Annotated in this window: 20 protein-coding genes; 10 read left to right on the top strand and 10 right to left on the bottom strand. The window is 72.1% G+C overall.

Annotated features, from left to right (window positions below; translation table 11 throughout):
* Complete coding sequence (locus BMZ82_RS24610; protein ID WP_256252078.1) at positions 1-423, bottom strand: hypothetical protein; 423 nt, start codon at positions 421-423, stop codon at positions 1-3.
* Between the two features lie 241 nt (positions 424-664).
* Between BMZ82_RS24610 and BMZ82_RS24605 the strand changes: the two genes are divergently transcribed.
* The 4 genes from BMZ82_RS24605 (at position 665) to BMZ82_RS24590 (ending at position 5,021) form a co-directional block, all read left to right on the top strand.
* A complete protein-coding gene (locus BMZ82_RS24605; protein WP_371271297.1) occupies positions 665-1,660 on the top strand; it encodes a hypothetical protein in 996 nt (331 codons plus the stop codon).
* Between the two features lie 100 nt (positions 1,661-1,760).
* Positions 1,761-3,239 carry a glutamate-cysteine ligase family protein gene (locus BMZ82_RS24600; RefSeq protein WP_093779362.1) on the top strand — a complete coding sequence of 493 codons (1,479 nt, stop codon included), beginning with the start codon at positions 1,761-1,763 and terminating at the stop codon, positions 3,237-3,239.
* A 480-nt stretch (positions 3,240-3,719) separates the two neighbouring features.
* Positions 3,720-4,217 carry a peptidylprolyl isomerase gene (locus BMZ82_RS24595; protein WP_093779360.1) on the top strand — a complete coding sequence of 166 codons (498 nt, stop codon included), beginning with the start codon at positions 3,720-3,722 and terminating at the stop codon, positions 4,215-4,217.
* Positions 4,218-4,340: 123 nt separating this feature from the next.
* Positions 4,341-5,021, top strand: a complete 681-nt coding sequence (locus BMZ82_RS24590; protein WP_093779358.1) for a maleylpyruvate isomerase N-terminal domain-containing protein — start codon at positions 4,341-4,343, stop codon at positions 5,019-5,021.
* Positions 5,022-5,148: 127 nt separating this feature from the next.
* On the opposite strand, the gene ligA is transcribed toward BMZ82_RS24590, so the two are convergent.
* Entirely contained in the window at positions 5,149-7,242 is a 2,094-nt protein-coding gene (ligA, locus tag BMZ82_RS24585) for an NAD-dependent DNA ligase LigA (protein WP_093779357.1), read from the bottom strand.
* A gap of 154 nt (positions 7,243-7,396) precedes the next feature.
* Between ligA and BMZ82_RS24580 the strand changes: the two genes are divergently transcribed.
* From BMZ82_RS24580 to BMZ82_RS24570, 3 genes are all read left to right on the top strand, one after another.
* Entirely contained in the window at positions 7,397-7,969 is a 573-nt protein-coding gene (locus tag BMZ82_RS24580; RefSeq protein WP_093779355.1) for an AMIN-like domain-containing (lipo)protein, read from the top strand.
* A 137-nt stretch (positions 7,970-8,106) separates the two neighbouring features.
* The gene (locus BMZ82_RS24575; RefSeq protein WP_093779353.1) at positions 8,107-8,922 is read left to right on the top strand and encodes a polysaccharide deacetylase family protein; all 816 of its coding nucleotides are present in this window, start codon (positions 8,107-8,109) and stop codon (positions 8,920-8,922) included.
* Between the two features lie 91 nt (positions 8,923-9,013).
* A complete protein-coding gene (locus BMZ82_RS24570) occupies positions 9,014-10,192 on the top strand; it encodes a tetratricopeptide repeat protein (protein ID WP_093779351.1) in 1,179 nt (392 codons plus the stop codon).
* A 22-nt stretch (positions 10,193-10,214) separates the two neighbouring features.
* Here BMZ82_RS24570 and BMZ82_RS24565 read toward each other — a convergent pair whose 3' ends face one another.
* The 3 genes from BMZ82_RS24565 to BMZ82_RS24555 are packed head-to-tail and all read right to left on the bottom strand — an operon-like array spanning position 10,215 to position 15,188.
* Positions 10,215-13,814, bottom strand: a complete 3,600-nt coding sequence (locus BMZ82_RS24565) for a CHAT domain-containing protein (protein WP_143098901.1) — start codon at positions 13,812-13,814, stop codon at positions 10,215-10,217.
* A 47-nt stretch (positions 13,815-13,861) separates the two neighbouring features.
* Positions 13,862-14,836, bottom strand: a complete 975-nt coding sequence (locus BMZ82_RS24560) for a hypothetical protein (RefSeq protein WP_093779349.1) — start codon at positions 14,834-14,836, stop codon at positions 13,862-13,864.
* 7 nt (positions 14,837-14,843) lie between these two features.
* Positions 14,844-15,188, bottom strand: a complete 345-nt coding sequence (locus tag BMZ82_RS24555) for a hypothetical protein (protein ID WP_093779347.1) — start codon at positions 15,186-15,188, stop codon at positions 14,844-14,846.
* Between the two features lie 390 nt (positions 15,189-15,578).
* On the opposite strand from BMZ82_RS24555, the gene BMZ82_RS24550 reads away from it, so the two are divergent.
* Positions 15,579-16,739, top strand: coding sequence for a Cmx/CmrA family chloramphenicol efflux MFS transporter (locus BMZ82_RS24550; protein ID WP_093779346.1), 1,161 nt, complete (start codon positions 15,579-15,581; stop codon positions 16,737-16,739).
* Positions 16,740-16,755: 16 nt separating this feature from the next.
* Here BMZ82_RS24550 and BMZ82_RS24545 read toward each other — a convergent pair whose 3' ends face one another.
* The 3 genes from BMZ82_RS24545 to BMZ82_RS24535 all read right to left on the bottom strand — a co-directional run bounded on the left by BMZ82_RS24545 (position 16,756) and on the right by BMZ82_RS24535 (position 20,157).
* Positions 16,756-18,240, bottom strand: a complete 1,485-nt coding sequence (locus tag BMZ82_RS24545; RefSeq protein WP_093779455.1) for an MFS transporter — start codon at positions 18,238-18,240, stop codon at positions 16,756-16,758.
* Positions 18,241-18,425: 185 nt separating this feature from the next.
* Entirely contained in the window at positions 18,426-19,406 is a 981-nt protein-coding gene (locus BMZ82_RS24540) for an AraC family transcriptional regulator (protein ID WP_093779453.1), read from the bottom strand.
* Between the two features lie 85 nt (positions 19,407-19,491).
* Positions 19,492-20,157 (bottom strand): hypothetical protein, encoded by a 666-nt coding sequence (locus BMZ82_RS24535; protein WP_093779345.1) that lies wholly within the window; start codon positions 20,155-20,157, stop codon positions 19,492-19,494.
* Between the two features lie 341 nt (positions 20,158-20,498).
* On the opposite strand from BMZ82_RS24535, the gene BMZ82_RS24530 reads away from it, so the two are divergent.
* Entirely contained in the window at positions 20,499-21,851 is a 1,353-nt protein-coding gene (locus BMZ82_RS24530) for an alpha/beta fold hydrolase (RefSeq protein ID WP_093779343.1), read from the top strand.
* A 100-nt stretch (positions 21,852-21,951) separates the two neighbouring features.
* Here the strand turns inward: BMZ82_RS24530 and BMZ82_RS24525 are convergent, their stop codons facing one another.
* On the bottom strand, positions 21,952-22,401 hold the full coding sequence (locus BMZ82_RS24525) for an ATP-binding protein (RefSeq protein WP_256252077.1): 450 nt from the start codon (positions 22,399-22,401) through the stop codon (positions 21,952-21,954).
* Positions 22,402-22,674: 273 nt separating this feature from the next.
* Between BMZ82_RS24525 and BMZ82_RS24520 the strand changes: the two genes are divergently transcribed.
* A complete protein-coding gene (locus BMZ82_RS24520; RefSeq protein ID WP_305729217.1) occupies positions 22,675-23,883 on the top strand; it encodes an acyltransferase family protein in 1,209 nt (402 codons plus the stop codon).
* Between the two features lie 21 nt (positions 23,884-23,904).
* Here the strand turns inward: BMZ82_RS24520 and BMZ82_RS24515 are convergent, their stop codons facing one another.
* Positions 23,905-24,675 carry a chitosanase gene (locus tag BMZ82_RS24515; RefSeq protein WP_093779451.1) on the bottom strand — a complete coding sequence of 257 codons (771 nt, stop codon included), beginning with the start codon at positions 24,673-24,675 and terminating at the stop codon, positions 23,905-23,907.
* Positions 24,676-24,742 lie beyond the last annotated feature (67 nt).

Below are 24,742 nucleotides of genomic sequence, written 5' to 3'. Positions count from 1 at the left end.
CTACTCCGGCTGAGTCACCGTCAGCGCCCACCGGATCGACTCCGACGAGGCGTCCACCCCTACGCTGAAGGAGCCGGGGCGGACCACGCCGGCGGGCATGGTCACCGAGCCCACCCCGGCGCTGTCCGCCGGGCAGTCGACCGAGAAGGCGGCAACCTCCGCATCCGGTGTCTGCGTCTGCATCGTGACCCGCACGTCGCCGCCGCCCTCGCACGCCACCGTGAGGACGGTCGGCAGGCCCTCCCACGCGCCTCCCGACACGACCCCGCCGTCACCGGTCCATTCCTCCACCCACACCAGGCCCTCCGGACCGGGGTGGGGCAGCAGAGGATCTGCCGTCGCGGCTGCGGGTCCCGTCCCGGCACCGGTCAGCGCGCAGGCGGCCAGCACCGTCACGGCCAGGGTTCTGCTCGTTCGACTCACGTTCGCTCCTCGGCGATCTGTCATGGACTCCACAGTCTGCCGAGGTGATCGTCTCCGTTCCTGAGTACGCGTACTCAGTCGTCGGGACCGCCGCCGTCGTTCCGGCGCTGCGGCCGGCACCTGAACTGCCTGCTCATCCTCGGGGCGTCGGCGAACCGGCCGGTCCGTGGTCCGTGGGTCCGTGGTCCGAGGTCCGAGGTCCGAGGTGCGCGGTGGGCCGGTCGGGCGGAAGCTGACGATCGTGGAACGCGCGAAGGGCGTCAAGAAGGGCGTGCGGCGCGGTGCCGGGCATGACGTGGCGAGGCTTCTCGACGAGCTCTACGTCACGCCGCCGTCCGACTTCGTCTCGCGGCGGGAGGAGCTGGCCGGCGCGGCCAAGGCGGCCGGGCGCGTGGCGGACGCCCGTCTCATCCATGCCGCGCGCCGTCCCACTCTCGCGGCCTGGGCCGCCAACCTGCTGGTGCACTCGCGGCCGCAGGAGAGCCGGCGGTTCCTGGAGCTGGGGCGGGCGCTGCGCGAGGCCTACCGGACCCTGGATGCCGACGGGATCCGGGAGCTGTCCGAGCAGCGCCGTACGGTCGTCTCCGCACTGTCCCGGCAGGCTGCCGAGCTGGCTCGAGACGCCGGGCACCGGCTGTCGGGCCCGGCCCAGCAGGACGTCGACGCCACCCTGCGCGCCGTACTCGCCGATCAGGACGCGGCGGACCGGTGGGCCACCGGCCGCCTGGAGAGCACCCTCACTCCACCGGCGGACTTCCCCGCGCGCGATGCCCCAGCAACAACAGCACCAGCACCGGCACCGGCACCGGCAGCCGCCGATGACGCACCGCGCAGGTCGGCCCGAGCGGCGGCCACGGCATCGCCCTCGCGGGCGCGGACGGACGACGAGGTCGCCGAGCGGCGTCGGCGGCGGCAGGAGCGGCTCGACCAGGCCCGGCGGGCGGCCGAGGCCGCTGATCAGCGGCTCCGTGATCGGCGCGCCGAGCAGGCGGACGCCGAGGCGGCGCGGCAGCGGGCGCGGGACCGCCACGACCAGGCCGCCCGGCAGGAGTCCGACGCCGAGCAGCGGCTACGGCAGGCACGGCGGGAGCTCCAGCAATCCGAGCGCGAACGGAGCGAGGCCGAGGAGCGGCTTCGGGTGACCGCCGACGCGACGGTCCGGGCCGAGCAGGCGGCCCGGGACGCCGCGCGGGAGGTCGAGCGGGAGGTCGTACGCTCCCGGAAGGCGCGGCCGTGAACGGCTTCGGCCTCGCGGGTGCCCGCCTGGTGAGGGGCGGCCGGTGGTGCGACGCTGGAGGCAGCAGAGGCGGTCGACCAGGGAAAAGCCGGGAGGGCCGATGGGACGCGATGTCCCGGCGCTGGTCTTCACCCGCGAGGACCGCCGCCGGTACCGGACCAAGATGCAGGAGTGCCTCGAGGTGTTCGCGCAGATGCTGCGCGAGTCGCGGTTCGAGTCCGAGCGGCCCCAGGTGGGCCTGGAGATCGAGCTGAACCTCGTCGACGAGGCGGCCGAACCGGCGATGCGCAACAGCGAGGTGCTCGACGCGATCGCGGACCCGGTCTGGTCCACCGAGCTGGGCCGCTTCAATCTCGAGATCAACGTCCCGCCGCGTCGGCTGACGCAGGGCGGCCCCGACGCCTGGGAGTCCGAGATCCGCGCCGCGCTCAACCACGCCGAGCAGCGCGCCGGCTCGGTCGGCAGCCATCTGATCATGGTCGGCATCCTGCCCACCCTGCGGCAGGAGGACGTCGGCGAGGGGGCGCTGTCGGAGAACGCGCGCTACCGGCTGCTCAACGACCAGGTGTTCGCGGCGCGCGGCGAGGATCTGCGCATCGAGCTTGACGGCGTCGACCGGTTGCGGATTTACGCGGACACGATCACCCCGGAGGCCGCCTGCACCAGTACGCAGTTCCATCTCCAGGTCTCCCCCGACGAGTTCGCGTCCTACTGGAACGCGGCGCAGGCGATCGCCGGGGTCCAGGTGGCGCTGGCGGCCAACTCGCCCTTCCTGTTCGGCAGGGAGTTGTGGCACGAGACGCGTATCCCGCTGTTCGAGCAGGCCACCGACACCCGCCCGCAGGAGATCAAGGTGCAGGGGGTACGGCCCCGGGTGTGGTTCGGGGAGCGGTGGATCACCAGCGTCTTCGACCTCTTCGAGGAGAACCTGCGCTATTTTCCGGCGCTGCTGCCGCTGTGCGACGAGCAGGACCCGCGCGAGACGCTGGCGCGCGGGGACGTCCCCGAACTGGCCGAGCTGACCCTGCACAACGGCACGATCTACCGCTGGAACCGGCCGGTCTACGCCGTCGCCCACGGCCGGCCGCACGTGCGGGTGGAGAACCGCTGTCTGCCGGCCGGTCCGACCGTCGCCGACACCCTCGCCAACGGCGCTTTCTACTACGGTCTCACCCGCGCGCTGGTGGAGGAGGAGCGGCCGGTGTGGTCACGGATGTCCTTCCAGGCCGCCGAGGACAACCTGCACACGGCCGCGCGACACGGCATCGACGCCCTCCTGTACTGGCCCGGGACGGGCGAGGTGCCGGTGGCCGAACTCGTCCTGCGGCGGCTGCTGCCGCTGGCGCACCGGGGGCTGGAGCTGTCCGGCATGGACGCGGCCTGGCGGGAGCCGTTGCTCGGCATCATCGAGCAGCGCTGTGTCACCGGCCGCAACGGGGCGGTCTGGCAGAAGGAGATGTTCCACCGCATCAGCGCCTCCGCACACACCGGCCGCCACGAGGCCCTGCGGCGAATGACACAGCTCTACATCGACTACATGCACCTCAACGCCCCCACCCACACCTGGCCAATCGACTGACCGCCCCCCGGCCGCGAACCCGCTCGCGACCCTGGTCGCCAACCCGACCACGAACCCGCTCGCGATCCCGGCCGCGGGCCCGGCGGTGGTCCCGGCCGCAGACCCGGACACGAACCCGGCCGCAGGACCGGCGATGGACCCGACGCAGGCCCGGTCGAGGCCTGGACGCGAACCCGACCGCAGCCCGGCCGTGGCCCCGGCCACAGGAACGGCGGTGGTCCCAGGCCACAGGACCGGACGCGAAGAACCCGGCCGCAGGACCGGCGACGGACCCGGACGCAGGCCCGGACGCGAACCCGACCGCAGCCCGGCCATGGACCCGCCCGCAGAACCGGACGCGAGCTCGGCCGCAGGCCCGGCCGTGGACCCAGCCACAGGCCCGGTCGCGAACCCGGACGTGGACCCGGCCGTGACCCTGGTCACGGGCCGACGTGGTACCCGCTGTGCAGCCCCACTCCTGGGACCGTGCAGGATAGGAGTATGACCATCAAGATCTACTTCGACATCACCATCAACGACGAGCCCGCCGGGCGGATCAACTTCAACCTGTACGACGACGTCGTGCCGAAGACGGCGGAGAACTTCCGCGCGCTGGCCACCGGCGAGAAGGGCTTCGGCTACGCCGGTTCGTCCTTCCACCGTGTCATCCCCGCCTTCATGCTCCAGGGCGGCGACTTCACCCGCGGTGACGGCACCGGCGGCAAGAGCATCTACGGCGAGAAGTTCGCCGACGAGAACTTCACCCTCAAGCACACCCGGCCGGGACTGCTGTCCATGGCCAACGCGGGCCCGAACACCAACGGCTCGCAGTTCTTCGTCACCACGATCGTGACGGACTGGCTGGACGGCAAGCACGTGGTGTTCGGCGAGGTCGCCGACGAAGACAGCATGGCCCTCGTCAAGAAGATAGAGGCGCTCGGCTCCCGCAGCGGCTCGACCTCGGCGAAGATCACCATCGCGGAGTCCGGTCAGCTCTGACCTCGGTCCGGTCGGCTCCGATCTCGCGCTGAACCGCCCGCCCGCCGTCCGGGGTACCACCCCGGCCGGCTGCGCGGTGCCTTCGGCGTCGCGGCCCGGGCCGGGCGCTGTTAGCTTGCGGGCGTGGATCTCTTCTCGCGCTCCTGGACGGCGTTGCGCACGGCGGTCGCCGAACTCCCGGACGAGGATTTCGCGCGGCCGTCCGGCTGTGCCGGCTGGCTCGTACGGGACCTGGTGTGCCACCTGGTCATCGACGCTCAGGACGTCCTGATCACTCTCGTCACACCCGCCGACACGGAACCGACGCGGGACGCGGTGACCTACTGGGACCTCGTCGAAGCGCCGACCGGCGACGACCCGCTGGACGCCCTGATCGTCCGGCTCGCCGCCGCGTACGAAGAGCCGTGGCTGCTCAAGTTCCACCTGGACGACGTCGGTTCCGCGGCCGGTCGTGCCGCCGGGCTCGCGGATCCCACGGTCCGGGTCGGCACCCGCGACCAGGTACTCACCACGGGCGACTACCTCAACGCCTACGTCCTGGAATGGACGCTGCACCACCTGGACCTGATCGCACACCTCGCGCACCTCCCGTACCTGACGGCACCGCCCGCCGAGGGCCTCGCCCGGTCGCGCGAACTGCTGGAGCAGATCGCCGGTGCCGAGTTCCCCCCGTCGTTCTCCGACACGGACGCCCTACTGATCGGCACCGGACGACGCGCCCCCACGGAGGCGGAGCAAGCCGAGCTGAGCGAGTCGGGCGGGTCGGGCGCGTTGGCCGCGAAACTCCCGCTCATCCTCGGTTGACGGTCGCCCGACCGTCACCGAAGTCGAGGTCCACGACAGGCAGTTCGGGGAGCGGTCATCATGAACGAGGGCGGGTCGCACCGACGCGTGCTTGTGTCGTCGGTCGGGACATCGCCAGTCGGCCGGCTCAGACTGTGTCCAGGTAGTCGGCGACGAGGGCGGCGAACTCGTCGGGGGTGGTGAGACGGATGCCGAGGGTTTCGGCCTTGGCTCGTTTGGAGCCGGCGCCCTCTCCGGCGACGACCAGGGTCGTCTTCTTGGAGACGCTGGAGGAGGAGCGGCCGCCGGCCCGTTCGACGAGCTCGTTCATCTGGTTGCGGGTGAGTTTCTCCAGCGGTCCGGTCATCGCGCCGGTGACGACCACCGCCATGCCGGCCAGCGGGCCTGCCGCCGCGTCCGAGATCTGCACGCCGTCATCACCGTCAGCGCCGTCACCGCCGTCAGTACCTTCTGCCTTCGGGGCCGGTGGGGTCGCGCCCGGCTCGGTCATGTTCACGCCTGCCACGGTGAGTCTGTCGATGAGCGGGGACAGTTCGGCGAGTTCGGCGACGATGGACGGGGCCTTTTCGACGCCGATGCCCTCGACCTGCTGGATCGTCTCGGCGTCGGCGGCGCGGAGGTGGTCCATGGTGGCGAAGTAGCGGGCGATGCGGCGGGACATGGAGCGGCCGGTGCCGCGGACGCCGAGCGCGCACAGCACCCTCGACAGCGGCTGGGCCTTGGCCGTGGCGAGCGCGGCGAGGAGGTTGTCGGTGCTGGTCTCCCCCATCCGCTCGAGCCCCAGGAGCTGGTCACGGGTGAGGGCGAACAGGTCGGCGAGGTCCGTGACGAGGCCCGCGTCGACGAGTTGGACGACGCGGGTGTGGCCGAGGCCTTCGATGTCGAGCTGGTCGCGTCCGGCGGCGTAGGAGAGGGAGGCGACGAGGTGGCAGTTGCGGCCGTTGGTGCAGCGCCAGCGCTGCTCGCTGGTGTCGATGTCGGACCCGCATCGCGGGCACACCTCGGGGAAGACGATGGGCTGTTCGTCGCCGGTGCGCAGGTGGGCGACGGGGGCTTCGACGCGAGGGATGACGTCCCCGGCCCGGTGGACCATGACCGGGTCGCCGAGGCGCAGGTCGCGGCGGGTGATGTCGGCCGGGTTGTGGAGGGTGGCGTAGGTGATGGTGGAGCCGTCGATCTCCACCGGCTCCAGGACGGCCCGGGGAGCGATGATGCCGGTGCGCCCCACGTTCCACTCCACCGCCAGCAGCCGGGTGATCTTCTCCACGGCCCGCAGCTTGAAGGCGATCGCCCAGCGCGGGGCCCGCGAGCCCGAGCCTGCGGCCCGCTGGTCCGCGGCCAGATCGGCCTTGACGACGATCCCGTCGATCCCGAACGGCAGCGAGGCGCGCAGTGCGGCGATCTCGGCCACGCGGTTCAGGACCCCCTCCACCGTGTCGGCGGTGCTGCCGGGCACAGCGGTGGTGGCGGTGGTGTTCACCCCGTACGCCATGGCCCGGGCCATGAGGTCGCTGTGCGCGCACTCCCCCGACTCCTCGGCCGGCAGCAGACCGTAGGCGAAGAACGTCATCGGCACCGTGTAGGCGCGCTCCCTGGCCCGCAGGGTGCCCGCCGCCGCGTTGCGCGGGTTCGCGAACGGCGCGCCGCCGTGCGCGGTGCGGACCTCGTTGGCGTGCTCGAACTGGGCGGTCGTCATGAGGACTTCGCCGCGCACCTCCACCGTGACCGGCTCCGCCAGCTCGTCGGGCAGGCCCTCGATGGTGCCGATGGCGTGCGAGACGTCCTCCCCGGCGGTCCCGTCGCCCCGCGTGATCAGTTGCGTCAGGCGGCCGCGGGTGTAGCGGGCCGCGATCGCCAGACCGTCGAGTTTCGGCTCCACACTGAACCGGGTGACGTCGTGCCCGATGCGCCGGGCGAGCGACGCGGACCACGCGGTGAACTCCTCCGGCGAGAACACGTTGTCGAGGCTCAGCATGGCCACCGTGTGCGGGACGTCGCCCTGCACCGCGCCGCCTGCCACCTTGCCCGTCGGGGAGGCTGTCAGCACCTGTTCCGGGTGCTCGGTCTCCCACGCCGCGATGGCGCGTACCAGACGGTCGTACGCGTCGTCGTCCAGCACCGAGGTGCCGGCCGCGTAGTAGGCGGCCGACGCCTTCACCGCGTCCTCGACCGCCTGCGCGTAGGCGACGGCGTCAACAATCACTGCACCGGTTGTCGTCATGCCTCACATCCTGCCTCCCACCACTGACAACGCCCCGGCGCCCGGGTCGGGCCCGTGCCCGAACGCGCCACACGAGGCGTGAAAACAGTGCAACCCTTGGGCCAATCAGTTTGTCTCAGTTGATATCCGACACACCTGCCTTTCGGGGGAGATCATGGTACGAAGCAGGACCATCTGGGCCACCGCCGCGCTTCTGACCGCCACGTTGGGAGTGGCCGCGGTCCCGGCCGACGCCGCGCCGGTCACCGCGACCCGGGCCGCCGCCGCCTGTCCCACCGGCTGGGGCAGCCTGGGCAAGACGTACTTGGCGAGCACGGCGACACCGCTGACGAACGTCAGGACCGGCCGGCACGACTGCTACGACCGGTTCGTCATCGACGTCCCGGGCGCGGGCAGCGGCGAACTCGGCTTCTCCGTCGGGTACGTCGACGAGCTCTACCAGGACGGCTCCGGCCGCCCCATCCCCGTCGGCGGCGGCGCCATCCTGGAAGTGCGGGTGAACGCCCCCTCGTACGACCCCGAGACGGGCACCTCCACCTACCCCGGACGGGTCGCACAGCCGCTGCCGGGCGTGAACCTCACCGGGTACCGCACCTTCCAGGACACCCGGTACGCCGGGAGTTTCGAGGGTGTCACGCAGTTCGGGCTCGGGGTGCGCGCACGTCTGCCGTTCCAGGTGCAGCGCCTGGCCGACCACCTCGTGGTGGACGTCGCCCACACCTGGTAGACAGCCGTCCACGCGCATCCGTCCCGGTAACTCCCAAGGAAATTGTGCGTGATCGGTAACAGAGGGATCCTGCGCTGCCCTTTCCTCGTCTTGACTCATGCAGGGGGATTCACCAACTCGACGAGGACAGGGCAGACATGGCGCGGCATGGCGGACGGGGATGGTACGGCCGGGTACTCGCGGCGGCGGTCGGAGTGACGGCGGTCGCGGCGGTCACCTCGGTGTGGACGGCGCAGGCCGGCCCCGTCGGCGGGAGCAAGGCGAAGGCGGGCGTCTCGGCGGGCCCCTCCAAGCCCAGTGCCTCCGCACCGGGTGACGCCGCATCGGGTGACGCCAAGCAGGCGGCGCGGGTGTCGGTGGACATCGCGCACGCGTCGGACGCCGGCCCCCGGGGCATCAACATCACCATCGACGACGGGCCGGACCCGGGCTGGACCCCGCAGGTGCTTCAAGTGCTGCGGGAGAACGGGGTGAAGGCGACCTTCTGCATGGTGGGCACGCAGGCGCAGGCGCACCCGGACATGGTCAAGGCGGTGGTGGCGGGCGGTCACCGGCTGTGCGACCACACGGTGTCGCACGACACCACCATGGACAAGAAGTCCGAGGCCTACCAGTCGCAGGAGATCCTGGACGCCGAGCGCATGATCACCGAGGCCTCCGGCGGCGTACGGCCCGTGTACTACCGGGCTCCCGGCGGTGCGTTCACGCCCTACAGCCGTAACCTCGCCGCGTCGCACGGGATGCGGCCGCTGGGCTGGAACGTCGACACCAAGGACTTCGAGCGCCCCGGTGCCGCAGCGATCGTCGCGACCGTCAAGAGCGAGGTCTCCAACGGTCCGACGATCCTCTTCCACGACGCCGGCGGGGACCGCTCCCAGACCGTCGCCGCCCTGCGCGAGGTCCTGCCGTGGCTGAAGGAGCAGGGCTACTCCTTCGGTTTCCCGGTGCGTTGAGCGAATGACGTGAACCTCCTGGACCACCCCGCGCCCGTTGAGCGACCATGGGAGGGCGGGTCGGGCATCGCACCAGGGGGAGGGGCGGCCGATGAGTGGTGGACGGCGAGGATGGGGTCGTCGGCGCAAGGCGGGGCAACAGCCGCCCGGGGACGTGGAGTCGGCGGAGGACGCGGCGAGCGGCGAGTTAGCCGAGGGCATCTCGTACAGCGTCACGAAGCGGGACAGCGCAGACGGCGTCCCGGCCGTGAACATCCATTTCACGATGACGCCGGAGGCGAAGGCGCGGTGGACGCTGAGTGCCGCGTACCGGGAGAAGGGCGAGACGCACCCCGAAACGCTCACCGCCGCATACGAGTTGGCCGAGGTGCTGTGGGTGCAGGGTGCCGCGGACGAGGCGGTCGAGCTGTTCCGGTACGTGGTCGCCGGCCGGCGGGCCGTGCTCGGCCAGGGGCACCCCGACACGCTGGCGGCGACGTCGTATCTGGCGCGGGCGCTGGAGGAGTTGGGCGCGACGGCCGAGGCGGAGCAGTTGACGCGGATGGTGTGGGCCGAACACGTCCGCGCGTCCGGTGAGGCTCATCCGGAGGCCCTGACGAGCCTGGCCCGGCTCGCCCGGCTCGCGCTCCGGCAGAACCGGGCCGCGGAGGCGGAGAGCCTGGCCCGGCAGGTGCTGGCGGCCCGCGAGCGGGTCCTGGGCCAGGGTCACCGGGACACCCTGGGCAGTCGCAACGACCTGGCGGGGGCGCTGCGTGCGCAGGGCCGACTGGACGACGCCGAGTGGCTGTACCGGCAGGTGGCGGACGACGCCGACCGACTGCTCGGCCCGGCCGACCCGCTGAGCCTGAAGGCACGCGCCAACCAGGCCGCCGTCCTCGCCGGTCAGGGCCGGTGGGCCGAGGCGGAGCGGCACTACCGGGCGGTGGTCGACGTCCGCGTACGGGACACGGGAGCGGACCACGTGGACACGCTGTCGGCGCAGAGCAATCTGGCGTCGGTGCTGCACGGGACGGGCAAGGTGGACGAGGCCGAGGCCCTGATGCGCACGGTGCTGGCGGGGTACTCCACGCTGCTCGGCACGGACCACCCGCGGACGGTCACCGCGATGCGCAACCTGGCCGCGATGACACACCGGCGCGGCAATCGGGCGGAGGCGGAGGCGCTGTGCCGCCGGGTGGTCGCCGCGTACGAGCGCCGGTTCGGGCCGGGCGACCCGCGCACCGCCGAGGCGCGGGCGAACCTGCGGTTGGTCGTCGAGGGCGGCGGCTGAACGGCTCAGGGGCGCGGGCCGGTCAGACGCCCACGTGGATGTGCGAGGCCCACAGCGAGGGGAACCAGGCGTAGCGGGTGTGCAGTTCGGCCACCGTGGCGTGCAGGGCGAACGCCACCTGGTCGTCCAGCGCTCGGGGAGTGGGTCCGGTGTGTGTCGGCGCTCGTGCGGCGAGCGCCGCGTAGAAGGCCGTGGCCATTTCCGGTGCCAGTTCGTCGCCGACCGGCCACAGGGTGCCCACCACGTGCCGGAAGCCTGCCAGTTGGAAGGCGCCGGTGATGTGGATGGCCTCGTCCGCCAGTTCGTGCCGGGTGGCGGACGTCGCGCAGGCCGACAGGTAGGCCAGGTGTGCGCCGTCGAGCCGGAGCCCGGCGATGTCGGTGACGGTGAGCGGACGGGTCGCGTGGTCGTGGGTCAGGATGCGGCACGCCGAGGGATCCCGGGTGTCGGCCACGGCATGGCAGGCGAAGTGCACGGACCGCGCGTGCCGCAACGCCTCCAGCACACCGTCCCTGGTCACCTGCTCGTTGACGAGGGCGACGGGTCTGTGACGGTCCGTCATATATCCGCCCACCGCCCGGGCTTCGGCGTCCGCGTGCGGGAGGTCTCCCGCGCCCGGCGTGCGCGACATGCTGACGATCACCTGGTCCGGACGGTCCGGACCGTCCGCGCGGGTGTCCGTACGGCGCGTGCGCGCGTGGTGGAGTGCGGCGACGGTGGACGTGTACGAGGACGCCACCCGCGCCAGAACGCACCGCCGGTCGTCCTCCCCGTCGGCTCGCGGGCCGTGGTAGCCAGCGGCGTGCAGCGGCAGGAAGGCCAGCGATCCCTGGGGGCACCACCACACCCGCGGGGGCGGTGTGCCGTCGGACGGGGGCGGTGTCGGGAGGTCGAGCCGTTTCAGGACGGGTCCGGTGATCGTGTCCCACAGCCACTCCAGCGTGTCCGCGACCGTCTCCTGGCGGGCCAGCCGCCGGTCGAGGCCTTCCGCGCCGCCCGTGGGCGCGGCGACGGCGGTGAGGAAGTCGGCGACCCTGCGCTGCACCTCCTCGGCGGTGGTCTCCAGGGGGACGACGTCGAGTGCTCCGTCGGCCACGATCAGCGCGTCGCAGCGGATGCTGATGTTGATCACGACGACCGGTCCCGTCCCGGCCCGCCGGATGATCTCCGCCGCTGGTGGTGGGCGCAGGAAGGCGGCCAGGCCGGGCAGGGACCGGATCTCGGCCACGAGTGCGTCCCACTCGGCCTCGCGGGTCCGCAGCCGTTCGACGACCCGGTGTTCCTGCGCCGCGGAGTACGAGTCGGCCCGCGGCGGCGCCGGATCCTCCGCGTCACGCAGCCGTACGAAGCGGTCGGCCAGTGTCGGCGCGTGCTCCCGCAGCCGGGCCACGTCGGTCTCCCGGGACCGCAGGAGGCGGCCGAGCAGCACACCGCGCCCGTGTTCCAGGACCTCCAGGGCCTGTTCGGGCCGGCCGCACTCCAGTGCGTACGCGGCGGCCTCGGCCGCGAGGCCGTGCTCGTGGGCCAGCACGTACTGCTGGTCCGCGCGGTTCAGGTCGCGGGCGGCGAGCCTCGGCAGGAGCCGTACCGCCTCCGTGAGCCAGTGGCGGGCCGCCTCCCAGTCGTGGCGCGTGCCGCAGACCTGCCCGAGGGTCGCCCGGGCGCGCAGGCGCGCCTGGACGGGCGCGGTCCGCACCTCGACCGAGCCCCGCGCCACCTCGTGGGCCTCCGTCAGGAGCCGTTCGTCGCCCGTGGCGAGGAACAGTTTGTGCAGGGCCTCGGCGAGCGCGGTGCGCGAGGAGATCTGTGCCGGGTGATCGGCCGGGTAGCCGTCGACGAGCGTGCGCAGCAGCTCGACGCACTCCGTGAGGTCGGCGTCGTCGCCCAAGGTCTCGGCACGGGAGCGCAGGGCCTCGGCCAGTTGGAGGAGGGTGATCCGGGCGGCTCCGGAGTTGCCCGGCCGCAGGGCCAGTACCTGGCGCAGCAGGCCCACCGCCTCGTCGACGTCTGCGGTTCCGACGCCGACGGCGTCGTGGCGGAGTCGTAGCAGGAGTGCGAGGTTGCCCAGCAGAAAGGGCCGTTGGACCTCGCCGGCCGGGCAGGCGGCGACGGCGGCGCGCTGGGACTCGACGGCTTCGTGCAGGTGGGGGCGGTGGCCGGTGTGCTCGTAGCGGGCGAGTTGGGCGCTGCCGAGGGTGGAGAGCAGGGCGGGGCGGTCGGCGGAGTGCGGCGGGAGGGCGGTGAGGGCGCGGTGGAGGTGGTCGTCGCACTGGTCGAGGTCGCCGAGGTCGTGCCGGGACTGGAACCGTTGCAGCAGGCTCTGGCCGAGGGAGCCGTGCAGGGCCGCGAGGTTGGGGCTGTGCGGCGGGGCGTGTCGTACGGCGTCCCGCTGGAGTGCGATGGCCTGGTCGAGGTCGGCCGCGGCGCCGGTCCGGTCGTGGCGGTGGGCCAGTTGCATGGCGAGGACGGAGACGGCGGCTCTGGCGTTCTCCGCGGAGTGCTCGTCGGAGCGGAAGACGTCGAGGGCGGTGCGGAGTTGGGCGATGGCCGATTCGAGGTCGGCCGGATCATCGCTGAGGCGGTACCGGGTCGCGTGGGTCTTGCCCAGCTCGAACAGCGCCACGCCCCGGTTCAAATCGTCGTGGGGCATGGTCCGTACGGACTCCCGCAGGGCCCCCAGGGCCCAGTCCGCCCATCGCAACTGGCCGGAGAGTTCGGCCCGTTGCAAGGACAGGTCCGCTGCCCGCATGGTCACGAGGAGGTGGTCGTGGGTGTCGAGGGAGTGGTCGGTGTCCAGGAGGTGACGCAGGAGCGCGACGGCTTCGTCCAGTTCTCCGAGACGGCCGTCGAGCCGGAACCTGTCGGCCAGGCACCCTGCGAGACTGACGGCGAGCTGCCACGGCTGCGCACCCCCGTTCCTGAGCATCTCGTCGCGTGCCGCGCGCAGGCCTTCCACCGCCTCGTCCAGTGCGGCCCGCTCCTGCGTCAGTTCGTACCAACTGCTCAGGAAGAACGCCAGGTTGACCTGTCGGGCCGCCCGGTCCGGAGTCCCCCGGGGTGTCTCGGCCAGAGCTCGCCGCTGGACCTCGGCAGCCTCGCGCAGGTGCTCACGGTTCCCGCCGAGGTCGTACAACTCCCCCAGCACCTCGGCGAGACCACCTAGCTGAGCGGCCCGCTCGCCGGGGTCGGCGTACGGCAACTCCACGCAGCGGCGCAGCAGTTCGGCGGCCTCTTCGAGTGTGCGGGGTTCGCCGGTCCGGTGGTGCAGCAGGCGCAGGGCGTGGCCGAGGCCGTAGAGGTAGATCTCGCGGTAGCGATGCCCTTCGGGGGCCAGGTCGAGGGCGCGCCGGTACAAGTGGATCGCGTGTTGGAGGGTCGGTAAGTCACCGGTGTGCTCGTACAGTTGCTCCTCGGCGTGGGCGAGGTTCCTCAGGTGAACGTCCCGACCGGGTGTGGCGTCGGAGGTGGCGTCGACGACCCGCCGGTGGAGGTCGCGCGCCCGGCGGAGTGCGGCGATGTCCCCGGTGCGGTGGTAGAGCTCCAACTCCCGTAGGCCCTGCCGGTGCAGCTCGTCGACGGACATCCCGGCCGACCGCCTGAAGCGGGGAACACCACTGTCCATTCCACCACCATACGGTCGTAGCCCGCCCGGTTCGTAGGCTTCGGCGCTCAACTCCCGGGTGTGGTCGGGGAGTAGGGCGGACCGGTGGGGTCGGTCAGGCTGGTCGGGTGGGCGTACCGGGAAGGGGGTGGCAGGCCCTGACGCCAGTGCAGGCACAGGGCCTGCGCCAGGGTCCGTTCCTCCTGGAGGCTGTCGGGCAGCGGCAGGTGCAGGGCCGCCAGCAGGTCGAAGCGGTGCAGTTCGAACGCCGCGCGGACGGCGTCGCCGTAGGTGAGCGCCGCCTGTAGGGCTCCGTGGTACGCGAGTACGGCGACGGCTGCGGGGGCCAGGGCGAGCAGCAGCCACCAGCCGGAGCGCAGCAGCAGCGCGGTGCCGACGAGTGCGGTCGCCGCGTTGGTGACGCACAGGCGGGCCGCCGCGTCGAGGGAGTCGCGGCAGTCGTCGACCACGGCGCGCGCACGGTCTCCGAGCACCGGGTACAGGCGGGGCCAGGCGACCGCGGCGTCCCAGCCGTGGTCCCGGCCGGCCGTGTCCCGCAGCGCCGCCAGCACGTTGCCCAGGGCCGTCGGCCGGACGAGGTGGTCCGGGAGCGGATACCGCCGCCGCAGCACGGCCGCCGCGGCACCGGCCCGCTGCACCAGCGCGGGCGAGGGATCCGCCGCCGTCCCGTCCAGCTCCGCGCGCGCCGACAGTCGCGCCTTGCGCCGACGCTGGAGCGTCCGTCCGAGTCCGGCGCCGGGCGCGTCGGGCCGGCCGCCCTCCAGCAGTCGCATGACGGCAAGTTGGAAGGGCTGGAAGACGACTGCGACGACGGTGGTCCCGACGACGATCCACACCGCCTGCGCCGCACCGACACCGGTGGCCGTCCGCCAGGCGCGCCGCAGGGAGACGTCGTCGCCGGGTGCGCCCGCCCAGACGAGGAGCAGCACGAACACCGTGGCCACGTACGTCGGCAGATAGGCCACCGAGAAGAACCTCACCGAGCCGTCGAGCGGCTTGGGGACGACGGGCCCGAGACTCACGCCGGGCTCACCTCAACTCCATCGGTCCGTGCTCGCCGCTGCGGCACACCGGACGGTACCGGTCGTCGTAGAACGCGGTGTAGGCGCAACTCCCGCACACAGCACACCGGAACGCGACGACGCTGAACCGCGTCGACTCCCCGGGAGCCGCCGCGCGCACCTCGTCGCCGGGGCCGCGAACCGCCTGCATCCCCAGAACGGCACGCAGATACGCGCTCGACGTGACGCCGACCCGCTCGTCCCCCACGACAAGCAGCAGCCGCTCCGGACACTCCGCCGCACCCAACAACCGCCCCAACGCCTCGGCGACGTCGTCCAGTTCGGTACCGGCGGGAACCAACAGCCAAGGCACACCGTCACCTTGCGCTCTCGGATCCAACAACACCGCATAACGCACGGACCCTTACCCCCCTCCACCTGTGCCACGGGCCACCGGCCACCGGCCACGGCGAGCCGCATCTCCGCGCATCTGATCGCATCGGGATAGTACGCTTCGAGTGATGAGCCCAGAGTCGGACAGAGCGGAGCCGCCGGTCATGCGGCGGCGGGTTGGCTGACCGGTCGACGACCGGTCGGTGGGCGACCCTGTTTCCGGTGGCCGGACACGTGTTCCGTGTGTCTCGTCCCGTTTCCGCTCTCTGCTCCCGACCCTGTCGGTTGGCCGGTCGGTCGCAGGTGACGTAGGTCGACGTGTGACGCGCGGATGCTCCTGACCACGCATTCCGACGCTGGAGTCACTCCCTTGCCTGTGTTCGTCCACGTACTGGGCCTTGCCGTCTTCGCCCAAGGAACCTCCGAGTTCATGCTCTCCGGTCTCGTGCCGGGAATCGCCCGCGACCTGTCCGTGTCGGTGGGCGCCGCCGCGAGTCTGACGTCCGCCTACGCCATCGGGATGGTCGTGGGCGCTCCGGTGATGGCCGCGTTGGGCGCCCGTTGGCCGCGTCGTCGCGCGCTCGCGGGGTTCCTGGCCGCGTTCGTCGTCGTGCATGTCGTCGGCGCCGTCACGACGAGCTTCCCCGTGCTGTTCGGGGCCCGGGTCGTCGCCGCGATCGTCAACGCCGGTTTCCTGGCGGTCGCCATGTCCGTGGCAACCGCGCTGGCGCACCCCGCGAAGCAGGCCAGGGCCACCGCCGTCCTATTGTCGGGCGTGACGCTGTCGTGCGTCGTCGGCGTGCCCGCCGGCGCGCTGCTCGGCGAGTGGGCCGGCTGGCGTGCGGCCTTCTGGGCGGTCGCCGCGCTGTGTCTGCCCGCGTTGACACTCGTGTTCCGGTCCGCGCCCGCCGACGCGGCGGCCCGGCCGCGCGATGTGTCGGTCCGCCGCGAGGCGCGAGCGCTGAGGTCGGGGCCGGTGCGCTCGGCGCTGGTGCTCGCGGCGCTGGTCAACGGGGCGACGTTCGCGACGTACGCCTACCTCGCCGTCGTCGCCACCGACGTCGCCCGCCTCCCCGACGGCGCCGTTCCCGGGCTGCTCGCCGCGTTCGGGGCGGGGGCCTTCGTCGGAGTGACCGTGGCCGGGCGGGCGGGCGACGGGCAGTTGGGGCGAGGCCTGGTCCTCGCCCTGTGCGTGCTGCCGGCCGGTTGGGCGGTGCTGGGCTTCACCAGTGCGTGTGCGGGTCCGCTGTTCGCCCTGGCGGTCGTGCAGGGCGGGCTCTCGTTCGGTGTCGGATCGGCCCTCGTCGGACGCGTCCTGCGCGTCGCCTCCTCCCACGCGCCCTCCCTGAGCGGGGCGTTCGCCACCGTCGCGTTGAATGTCGGCGCGTTCCTGGGGCCGCTGCTCGCCGGCGTGGCCACCGGCGTCGCGGACGACTACCGCGCTGCCGTGTGGGTCAGCGCCGCCCTGGCAACGACGGCGGCGATCGCGGTCACCGCCGCTGCGGCTCAACTCGGGGAGTCCGGGGCCTAGTGAGGCGGACGGCAGGTCAGGCGCCGCCGCCCGGGACCGTGCCGCCCTTGAGGCGTTCCAGGTCCGAGGGGCGGACCTGGATGACCACGACCGCGATCAGGGCGGCCAGGACCGTGAAGATCGCCGCCATGACGAAGGCTGCCGAGACGCCGGAGGTGAGGATCTCGTCGGACCAGGGGGACGGGAGCTGCCCGGTGCGGTGGAAGCGCAGGCGTTCGGCCGGGGTCGCCTGGGCCAGGAAGGCGGGGATCTGTTTGTCCGCCTCGTTGCGGCTGGCCGTGCCGTACATCGTGACCAGGATGGACAGGCCGAGCGAACCGCCCACCTGCTGGGTGGCGTTGAGGAGTCCGGAGGCCGCGCCGGTCTCCTTCGGGGCCACGTTGGACAGCGCCATCAGGGTCAGCGAGACGAACTCCATGCCCATGCCGAGGCTGAAGACGAGCATCGGGCCGAGGACGCTGCCCGCGTACGTGGAGTGGACGTCGGTCAGGGTCAGCCAGGACAGGCCGGCCGCCGCGAGGATCGCGCCCCCCACCATGAACGGCTTGGGGCCGTAGATGGGCAGGAACCGTGAGGCGAGGCCCGCGCCGACGGCGATGACGGCGCTGACCGGGAGGAAGGCGAAGCCGGCCGCGAGCGGGCTGAAGCCGAGCACGTTCTGCACGAAGAGCGTGAGGAAGAAGAACATGCCGAAGATCGCGGCGGCGAGGCACAGCATGATCCCGTACGTGCCCGCCCGGTTACGGTCGGCGAACATGTGCAGCGGTGTGATCGGCTGCCGGGACCGCCGCTCGACCAGCACGAACACCGCGAGGACGACGACGGCCGCGATGAACGAGGCCACCGTGTACGGGTCCCGCCACCCTTCCTGCGCGGCCCTGATGAACCCGTACACCAGCAGGACCATGCCCACGGTGGAGGTCAGCGCGCCGGTGATGTCGAAGTGGCCGGGGTGGCGTTCGGATTCCTTGATGTAGCGGGGGGTGGCGAGGGCGATGAGCAGTCCGATGGGGACGTTGACGAAGAGCACCCACCGCCAGTTGAGCCACTCGACGAGGATGCCGCCCGCGAGCAGGCCGATCGCGCCGCCGCCCGCCGAGACCGCGGCGAACACGCCGAAGGCCCGGTTGCGGTCGGGGCCTTCGCGGAACGTCGTACTGACCAGGGAGAGCGCGGTCGGGGACGCGATGGCGCCGCCGACGCCCTGGAGGGCGCGTGCGGCGAGGAGTTGGGGCTCGTTCTGGGCGAGTCCGCCGAGCAGGGAGGCGAGGACGAAGAGCAGCACGCCGAAGATGAACATGCGCCGTCGGCCGAGGATGTCGCCGGTCCGGCCGCCGAGCAGCAGCAGGCCGCCGAAAGTGAGGGTGTAGGCGTTGACGACCCACGCCAGGCTCGTGGTGGAGAAGTCCAGGGAGCGCTGGATGTCCGGCAGCGCGATGTTCACGATGGTGATGTCCAGGACCACCATGAGCTGGCACGACGCGATGACCAGCAGCGCCATCGCGTTCCCGCCGCCCTCCGGCCGGGCGGTGGCCTGGGTCGCCGAGGTCGGCTGCGGAACGCCGCTCATGACGCGTCGCCCGCGCCGCGGCGGGCCCTCAGGAGCGGTCGGTGGACAGGTACATCCACTGTCTGGTCCATCGTTCGACCGTACGCCCGGGGCCGGACCGTCACCACTCGGAGGTGCTACGCGCCCTGCCCCTCGACCAGAGATTGTGCGCGTACCTCGCTGGGCGGGACGCCGTAGGCGGTGCGGAACGCGCGGGTGAACTCGGCGGCGCGGGGGAAACCCCGGCGGGCGGCGACGACGTGGATGGGCAGCGCGCGCAGCCGGGGGTCGGCGAGGTCGCGGCGGGCGTGCTCCAGGCGCTGGTCGCGGATGTAGGAGGCGACGGTGAGGCCCTCGGCCTGGAAGAGGCGGTACAGGTAGCTGCGGGAGATGTGGTGGGCGGCGGCGACGCCTTCGGGGGTCAGGTCCGGGTCGCCGAGGTGGCGGCGGATGAACGTCTTGGCCTCGAGGGTGAGGGTACGGCCGCGGGTCTCCTGCGGGACCAGGGGACCGGCGTCCATGGTGTGCGCGAAGAGCGCGGTGACCAGGTCGGCGACGACCGTGCCGAGCCGGGGCGCGTCCGAGGGCTGGTAGGCGGAGGTGTCCGCGACCAGTTGGCGGAGGAACTGCGCGAGCAGCGCGCCGATGCCTTCCCGGCCCGACATGAGGCTCCCCAGGACCTGGTCCGCCCGGTGCCCGGGCACGGCCACCAGGGCGCGCGGGACCTCGACGCCGACGACAGTGACGGGGTCGGAGCCGGTGTGCACCTCCCACGACTGCGAGGAGGAGTTGATATGGAAGTCGTGGGTCCGGTAGGCGGCCTGCTGTCTGCCCCAGTCGGCCGCTCCCTCGCCCTTGAGCAGGAGGGACAGGTGGTAGCTCTCGGGATCGGACTGGCGGACGAGTTTCGGCGTGCGGTGGAAGACCAGTTGGTCGAAGGTCGCCGGCCACACCGTCACGTCGCCCAGCCCGATCACGCGCTGGTGGCCGCGGTAGTCGGCAGCGCGGTCGCTGGTGAGCCGCATGGGCGCGTGTGTGCTGCCCATGCGCTCCACCCACGCCTCGAACCGGGCGTCCACCGGCAGGTCCGTGGTGCGGAAAACCGATTCGTGCAACACGATGGCAGTCAACCACACCACGTGTCCTGGCCTGTTGACGACGGTCGGGTCGGTTGTCGGGGCAGTCGTCGGGTCGGTTGCAGGGTCAGTTCAGGTGGGCGGTGTCGACGGTGATGGAGTCGTTGTCGGAGGCGGTGACGGAGATGTAGCCCGGGTCGCCGTTGCGGTCGAGGTAGCACACCACGTACGAGACGCCGATGGTGGTCTGACGTACCGGATGCTCGGTGACGGCTTCCCGGCAGCCCTCCGCCGTGGGGACCGCGGTCGAACTCCAGGCGGCCATCTTGCCGTTGGTGGAGAAGAGGTAAGTGCTCTGAAGGTAGATGGCGTCCGTGCCGGCGTCGGCGATCACGGGCGGGGTGGGGGTGAAGTCGTATCCCGGGGGCGCTTTCGCGCTGTCCGTCTTCATGACGAAGCCGCGGACGACTGTGGTCGAAGGCGAGGACGGCGAGTCGGGCAGGGCCGCCGTCACCGCCGCGCCGCCGCCCCCGATGACGGCGACGGCGGTGATGCCTGCGATCAGCGGATGCGCGTACGCCATGCTGAGCAGCGGTCCGACGACCGGGATCGAGAACTTCAACTGCGTGTTCTTCTGCGTGTTGTTCTGCGTGACGCTGGCGTTGCCGCTCGCGGTCGCCGTCTGCGTCGCGGAGTGGTGCGGGCCCGGCGGGGACTGCGGGGGCGGCACGGTGGGGTCGTACTGTGGGGCGGGGTCGCCGAGTTGCGCGCCGCGCGGGCGGTCGGTGTTCATGGCTCGGGACGCTAGCGACGCGCAAGCCCGCGGTCTTGTCTTGCCCGAGGTTGTCGCCAATGGGCCGCTTGTGAGCGCTCGTTGCATGGAAAGTGATCGGCGCGACGAGGACTTCGGACACGCTACTGCCCAGTTACATTACCGAAACGTAACCTTCCGGCTGCTACCCGAGGTAACCCCACCCTCGTTACGGTCCAGACAGTTCGTCCAGGAGCGATGCGGGGCAGCGGTGGGCGACCGAGGCCTCGTGCCGCTCGGTCGACACGGCCCGTACCCCACCGGGCCGTCCGCCACCCGAGCCGCAGACGAAGGCTCGGCCTCCCCTTTCCCGGAGGTCCGCCATGCCCGCCCCCACCCGCCTGCTGGCCGCAGCAGCCGTCACCGCCCTCACCGCCGCCTGCCTCGGCGTCACCGCCGTACCCGCCGTGTCCGCCACACCTGCCGACGCGCCGGCGCGGTCGGATGCCGTGGTCTCGCGCGGTGTCACCATCCCCACGTTCTACAACCCGCCCGCCACGCTCCCGGCGGCCGACGGCGCCCTGGTCCGCTCGGCGCCGCTCCCCCTCGCGTTGAGCCTGCCGGGCGTCGACGGGCCGCTGCCCGGTACGGCGACCCGCCTGATGTACAAGTCCACGGACTCCGCAGGCCAGCCCATGGCGGTCACCGGCGCCTACCTCGAACCCGCGGCCCGCTGGACGGGCCGCGGCGCGCGACCGCTGGTCGCGGTGGCGCCGGGCACCATGGGCCAGGGCGACCAGTGCGCCGCCTCCCTCGGCCTCGAACACCCGCTGCTGGCCAACGGGCAGACGCTGTCCGTCGGTTACGAGGACCTGGCGGTCTACCGGTTCCTCGCCCGGGGCATCGCCGTCGTGGTCACGGACTACACCGGGCTGGGCGCGACGGACCGGCTGCACACGTACGTCAACCGGGTCGACGAGGCCCACGCCGTCCTGGACGCCGTGCGCGCCGCCCGCTCCCTTGACGGTACGTCGCTCACGGCCGCCTCCCGGGTGGCGCTGTTCGGCTACAGCCAGGGCGGCGGGGCGACGGCCGCCGCCGCCGAACTACAGCCCTCCTACGCGCCCGACGTCACCCTCGCCGGGACCTACAGCGGGGCTCCGCCCGCCGACCTGGCGGCCGTCACCAGGGCCATCGACGGCAGTGACCTGGCCGGTTCGCTGGGCTGGTCGGTGAACGGGTTCCTGGAGTCCGACCCCGCCCTCGCGCCGATCGCCGAGGCACACCTGAACGCGGCCGGCCGCGCCGCACTCAAGGATCTGTCGACGATGTGCGTGGGCGACGCCCTCCTCGCCTACCACTCGGTGCACAGCAGCACCTGGACCACGGACGGGCGTTCCATCAGCGACGTCGTCGCGTCGGAGCCGGCGCTCAGGGCGTTCCTGGCCGACCAGCGCATCGGCACCCGCGAGCCGATGTCTCCGGTGCGGGTGGCGACCGGCACCGCCGACGACCTGGTGCCGCACGCGCAGGCGCGCGCGCTCGCCGTGGCCTGGTGCGCCAAGGGCGCCGACGTCACCTACAAGCCGGTGCTCGTGCCCGGTCTCGGCAGCGCACTGATCAACCACGTCACGCCGTTGCTCGTCGACCAGACCGACGCGATCTCGTGGCTGACCGACCGGCTCAACGGCCGCCCCACCATGTCCAACTGCGCGGCCCTTCCCCTGCTGCCCTGACCTGAACCCACAACACGCGAGGCGGTGACGCTTCGCGGACCGGCCCGGACGACGAGCGTGTGCGGCGTGGTCCGGGCCGGTCCCATCGGGGCGGGGCGGCTCACGGTCTGTCGGTCAGACCCAGGCGGGCGACGATCCGCTTCCCCACCGGCTCCCGCATGACGTCGAAGTCCTCGGCCACGGCCCGCACTATCTCCAGGCCGTGCTGGCCCACCCGGGTCGGGTCCGGCGCGTGGGGCGCGGGCAGCACCGGATCGCTGTCCCAGACGACGATCTCCACGGCCGAGCCGGTGATGCGCAGTTGCAGCAGGACCGGCCCGGGCGCGTATCTCAGCGCGTTGGTGACCAGCTCGCTCACCACGAGCTGGGACAGGTCCATGGCCCGGGCCGACACGGTCGCACCGTCCGGGTCCTGGACACGGGCGAGGAAGTCACCCGTGAGCTGCCGCGCCCGGGCGATGCAACCGTCCTTGCCGTCCAGTGCCACCGTCGTCTCGGCAGGGATCCCGTCAGGTGCGGAAGAGCCCTGGTCGGGCGGAACAGGTGCCATCCGGACCGCCTTCGCTACCCCGTTCATATCCGCGCGGCTACCCACGAACCCGCCCCCTACGCCCCAGCCACACCACCCACCCGGCCACGGCCCCGCCACCGCGCACCCGCGCCCCTGGCCGACACGGCTGAGGCTCACCTCCTGTCGCGTTCCGCCGTGTAACGCTTTCCGCGCCTCATGCCAATTCCCGCCCGCCGTCCCCCAACCCCGGAGTCGTCACTCTCCGTGATTACGCGATCACCTGTCTCGGCTGCTCCGGCCGGTCCCCCGCGACTGGGCTGGCTCGACTCGTTGCGTGGTGTCGCGGCGCTCGTCGTGGTGTTGGATCACTCGTCGCGCGCGTTCATGCCGGGGTTCCGGCAGGAGGTGATGCCCGAGTTCGACCTCGGCCGGTACGGGATCATGGTGTTCTTCCTGGTGAGCGGGTACATCATCCCCGCCTCGCTCGAACGGCGGGGCTGTGTCCGGACGTTCTGGATCGGGCGGGTCTTTCGGATGTATCCGCTGTGGGCCGTCGCCGTCGGCGCGGTCCTCGCCCTCGACTTCCTGGGCGTCGCCGAACTGCGCGCGGGGGTCGGCCGGGAGGACCTCGTCACCTCGACCGTCGCCCATGTCACCCTGCTCCAGGAGCTGTTGGGGACGCCCAGCGTGCTGCTCGTCCTGTGGACGCTCTCCTACGAGATGGCGTTCTACCTGCTGGTCGTCGCCCTCTTCACGGTCCGGCTCCAGCATCGGTCGGCGACGGTCGCCGTCACCCTGGCCGTGCTCGCCGTTGTGAGCGTGGTGGTGAGCACGGCGATGGGGGGCATGCTGCCGGCCTCCGCGCTCTCCGGTGCGGTCGGCACCGGTCGGCTGGTCGTCATCGTCTCGGTCGTCCTGGCGCTCGCCGTCGGCTGTGCGAGTGCCGGGTCGCCCGTGCTGCGCGTGGCGGGCGGGGTGCTGGGCGGGGTGGCCGCGCTGGTCCTGGTCGTTTTCAACGGCACGGTCCCGGTGTGGGAGGGGTTGGTGATCCTCTCCGTGATGTTCCTCGGCACCGCCGTCCACCGGGCCGAGAACGGCGAGAGCAGCCGGTGGTGCGCGGTCGGCACGGCGGCCGTGGTGCTCGGCTGCGCCGTGGGCAGTGCGTACGGGTACGGCGACGACGCCCACTTCACCCGGCGCGGCTGGATCCTGGCGTTCCTGCTGGCCGTGCTCACCTTCGGGGTCGGACTGGCCTCGCGCCACCGGCGCGTACCGCGCCTGCTGATCGGGCTGGGGGTGATCAGTTACTCGGTCTACCTGGTGCATCCGGTGCTGCTGGCGGTGACCGACGGCACGATCGGCCGGTGGCGACGAGACGTTCCCGTACTCGAAGTGGCGTTCTTCGCCGTGCTGTTGCCGCTGTGCGTCCTGACCCACCGTTACATCGAGGCTCCGGGCCAGGCTTGGGGGCGCGGGCTGGCGCGCCGGGTTCGGCCGGGGTCGCACACCACGGAGTCGTAGGACTCGGCCGATGTGGAGTACTCAGCCGATGTGGAAGTCGTCTCCATAGACCTTCCAGGCCAAGGGCGGGTCCAGGTCGAGGTTGCCCTTGCGCAGGAAGACGCGTTGGGCGGTGTCGACGCGGCTGGTGTCGCTGTGCGCCTCCTCCTGCTTCATGGCCCAGACGCGGGCGTCGAGGAAGGCGTTCAGGTACGCCGTCTCGTCGCCGCCCCTGGACGGCGGCTGGGCTTTGGCCAGCGCGCGCTTGCGGATGTTGCGGAAGCTGGTGGGGTCGGTGCCGTCGCCGTGCATGACGAGGGCGTCGTAGTAGGCGAACTGGCCGAGGACGCGCAGTCCGTCGGCCTTGCCCTGGCGGACGGCCGGGTCGAAGTAGACGCGGTCGCGTTCGTCGTTCTGGGCCTGCTGGAACGCTGTGTCCTTGGCCGCCTTGCGCCAGTCCTTTGGGTAGTTGGGGTCGAGGCCGGTGTGGGCGTCGGTGCCGTCGACGGCGCGCAGGGCGGGCAGGTAGCCGGCGAGGACGTTGCCGGGCTTGCGGTCGGTGTAGAGCTCGACGAGGTCGAGCATGTCGCCGGTGCCGGAGCAGAAGCCGATGATGCCGGCGGTGTAGCCGCGGCCGTCGCCGATGTCCTCGATGTACTGGTACTGCGCCTTCCAGTCGAGCGAGGAGTTCTCCGCGCTCGACACCAGTTTCATGGCGATCTCCTTCTTCGCCGGGTCGTCGAGGCCTGTGGACGTCATGAGCCCAGTCTCCGCGATCGCCGGGTGGGCGTCGAGCAGCGGGGCGGCCGTCAGGACGCCGGTGACGGCGAGGAAGAAGCGACGGGAGACGGGGGTGGAGACGGGGGTGGAGACGGGGGTG

This window comes from Streptomyces sp. yr375 (genome assembly GCF_900110755.1).
Taxonomy (GTDB): Bacteria; Actinomycetota; Actinomycetes; order Streptomycetales; family Streptomycetaceae; genus Streptomyces.
Note: the sequence above shows the minus strand (reverse complement) of the source record. Positions and strands in the feature narration are given on the sequence as shown.

Coding starts and splice junctions, on each gene's coding strand:
- BMZ82_RS24525 (WP_256252077.1), bottom strand. CDS start 22,401: ATGGCACCTGTTCCGCCCGACCAGGGCTCTTCCGCACCTGACGGGATC.
- BMZ82_RS24545 (WP_093779455.1), bottom strand. CDS start 18,240: ATGGCGCTGCTGGTCATCGCGTCGTGCCAGCTCATGGTGGTCCTGGAC.
- BMZ82_RS24530 (WP_093779343.1), top strand. CDS start 20,499: ATGCCCGCCCCCACCCGCCTGCTGGCCGCAGCAGCCGTCACCGCCCTC.
- BMZ82_RS24565 (WP_143098901.1), bottom strand. CDS start 13,814: ATGGACAGTGGTGTTCCCCGCTTCAGGCGGTCGGCCGGGATGTCCGTC.
- BMZ82_RS24535 (WP_093779345.1), bottom strand. CDS start 20,157: ATGAACACCGACCGCCCGCGCGGCGCGCAACTCGGCGACCCCGCCCCA.
- BMZ82_RS24600 (WP_093779362.1), top strand. CDS start 1,761: ATGGGACGCGATGTCCCGGCGCTGGTCTTCACCCGCGAGGACCGCCGC.
- BMZ82_RS24575 (WP_093779353.1), top strand. CDS start 8,107: ATGGCGCGGCATGGCGGACGGGGATGGTACGGCCGGGTACTCGCGGCG.
- BMZ82_RS24570 (WP_093779351.1), top strand. CDS start 9,014: ATGAGTGGTGGACGGCGAGGATGGGGTCGTCGGCGCAAGGCGGGGCAA.
- BMZ82_RS24580 (WP_093779355.1), top strand. CDS start 7,397: ATGGTACGAAGCAGGACCATCTGGGCCACCGCCGCGCTTCTGACCGCC.
- BMZ82_RS24595 (WP_093779360.1), top strand. CDS start 3,720: ATGACCATCAAGATCTACTTCGACATCACCATCAACGACGAGCCCGCC.
- ligA (WP_093779357.1), bottom strand. CDS start 7,242: ATGACGACAACCGGTGCAGTGATTGTTGACGCCGTCGCCTACGCGCAG.